The following is a 2356-nucleotide window of genomic DNA, read 5'->3' as shown; positions in this document are numbered from 1 at the left end:
GGACACCGGGTCCCCGGCGGGCAGCGGCGGCGCGTACGTGCTGCGCGGCGGCGCGATCATCGCCTGGTACGTCCCCGAGGGCGCGGCGCCCCACACGCCGTTCCGGATCGTCGGCGCCCACACCGACTCCCCCAACCTGCGGGTGAAGCCGCGGCCCGACAGCGGGGCGCAGGGCTGGCGCCAGGTGGCCGTGGAGATCTACGGCGGACCGCTGCTCAACTCCTGGCTCGACCGCGACCTCGGCCTGGCCGGCCGGCTGTCCCTGCGGGACGGCTCGACCCGGCTGGTGAACGTCGACCGGCCGCTGCTGCGCGTCCCGCAGCTCGCCATCCACCTGGACCGCTCGGTGAACGCCGACGGCCTCAAGCTCGACAAGCAGCGCCACATGCAACCCGTCTGGGGCCTGGGCGAGGACGTGCGCGACGGCGACCTCGTCGCCTTCCTGGAGGAGACCGCCGAGGTCCCGTCCGGCGAGGTCACCGGCTGGGACCTGATGGTGCACTCCGTGGAGCCGCCGGCGTACCTGGGCCGCGACGAGGAACTGCTGGCCGGCCCGCGCATGGACAACCTGCTGTCCGTGCACGCCGGTGCGGCCGCGCTGACGGCGGTCGCCGCGCACGGGGCCGGGCTGCCCTTCATCCCCGTCCTGGCCGCCTTCGACCACGAGGAGACCGGCTCCCAGTCCGACACCGGTGCGGACGGGCCGCTGCTCGGCGGCGTGCTGGAGCGCTCGGTGTTCGCCCGCGGCGGCTCGTACGAGGACCGGGCGCGCGCCTTCGCCGGCACCGTCTGCCTCTCCTCGGACACCGGTCACGCCGTCCACCCCAACTACGCGGAACGGCACGACCCGACCCACCACCCGCGCGTCGACGGCGGCCCCCTCCTCAAGGTCAACGTCAACAACCGCTACGCGACGGACGGTTCGGGCCGGTCCGTGTTCGCGGCGGCCTGCGAGAAGGCGGGCGTGCCCTTCCAGGCGTTCGTCTCCAACAACTCCATGCCGTGCGGCACCACGATCGGCCCGATCACCGCGGCCCGGCACGGCATCACGACCGTCGACATCGGTGTGGCCATCCTGTCGATGCACAGCGCGCGCGAACTGTGCGGCGCGCGGGACCCGTTCCTCCTGGCGAACGCGCTGACGGCGTTCCTGGAGGGATAGGGACGCGGCCCCCTCACCGGCCCGCCCGCGCCGGGGCGGGCCGGTTCCCGCGCCGCCCGTCCGCGTCCTCCGACGGGATGTCAACTGACCCCTGGTGCATGAGTGATGGCTGCCCGGGTATGCGGAGGCAACCGGAAGGGCCGGGGGAAGAACCGGAAGAACCGGATAGGGAGGCGGCACTCATGGGACTCGGAGGGTGCATCATCCTGATCGCCGCAGGGGCGATCCTCACGTTCGCGACCGACTGGGACATGCAGGGGGTCAACCTGAACCTGGTCGGTGTCATCCTGATGATCGTCGGACTGATCGGTGTGGCGACCTTCAGCAGCATCGCCCGGCGCAGGCGCGTCGTCGTCCCGCCGGCCACGCCCGTCATCGACGACACCCGCCCGCACAGCCGCGACGGCTACAGCGACGGGTACGGCGTCTGACCCGACGTCACCGGTGCCCGCACACCGTGGGAACGACATGTACACCGCACACGCCGGGCACCTCGTGCGCACCACGCGCACCGCGGGCGCCGAGAGCGCCGCATGCCGACAATCGGCCTAGTCCCGGCGTCGGGAGGCGGGCGGCGGGGCACCCGTGAGGGCATGAGATTCCTCGTACGCGACCGGCTCCTCGGAATCGGTGACGACTACTGGATCGAGGACGACCGGGGCAACAAGGTCTTCCTCGTCGACGGCAAGGCCATGCGCCTGCGGGACACCTTCGAACTGAAGGACGCCCAAGGCCGTGTGCTCATCGACATCCGCAAGAAGATGTTCGCCCTGCGCGACACCATGGTGATCGAACGGGACGGCGAGGCGCTGGCCGCGATCCGGCGCAAGCGGCTGTCCCTGCTGCGCAACCACTACCGGGTCACCCTGGCCGACGGCACCGAACTGGACGTCAGCGGCAAGATCCTCGACCGCGAGTTCGCCGTGGAGTACGACGGCGAGCTGCTCGCCGTGATCTCGCGGCGCTGGCGGCACGTCCGGGAGACGTACGGCGTCGACGTCGTCCGGGACGACGCGGACCCGGCGCTGCTGATCGCCGTGTCGGTGTGCGTGATCCACCTGGCGGAGAAGGAGCGGGAGAGCTGAGCGCGGGGGCCGAACGGACGTCGGGCCCCGCCCCGGGGCCCGGGCCGGAGCGCTGCTCCGGGACACCCGCTCCGGAGCCCGCCCCGGCCCGCCCCGGGCTCCTCCGGGT

General features: G+C 72.5%; 3 protein-coding genes. All 3 read left to right on the top strand.

Features of this window, described 5'->3' with window-relative positions; all coding sequences use genetic code 11:
* On the top strand, window positions 1–1162 hold a 1162-nt coding region (locus AOK18_RS29595), incomplete at its 5' end, for a M18 family aminopeptidase (RefSeq protein ID WP_055696296.1).
* Between the two features lie 182 nt (window positions 1163–1344).
* Entirely contained in the window at window positions 1345–1593 is a 249-nt protein-coding gene (locus AOK18_RS29590) for a DUF6458 family protein (protein WP_055571738.1), read from the top strand.
* Between the two features lie 162 nt (window positions 1594–1755).
* Complete coding sequence (locus AOK18_RS29585; protein WP_055571737.1) at window positions 1756–2247, top strand: LURP-one-related/scramblase family protein; 492 nt, start codon at window positions 1756–1758, stop codon at window positions 2245–2247.
* Window positions 2248–2356 lie beyond the last annotated feature (109 nt).

It is taken from the genome of Streptomyces prasinopilosus (assembly GCF_001419695.1).
Taxonomy (GTDB): Bacteria; Actinomycetota; Actinomycetes; order Streptomycetales; family Streptomycetaceae; genus Streptomyces; species Streptomyces prasinopilosus.
The sequence above is the reverse complement of the archived record's forward strand: the minus strand, read 5'-3'. Positions and strand labels throughout refer to the sequence as shown.

What these genes read in the sequence shown, in the direction of transcription:
- AOK18_RS29585 (WP_055571737.1), top strand. Translation starts at nt 1,756, where the DNA reads ATGAGATTCCTCGTACGCGACCGGCTCCTCGGAATCGGTGACGACTAC.
- AOK18_RS29590 (WP_055571738.1), top strand. Translation starts at nt 1,345, where the DNA reads ATGGGACTCGGAGGGTGCATCATCCTGATCGCCGCAGGGGCGATCCTC.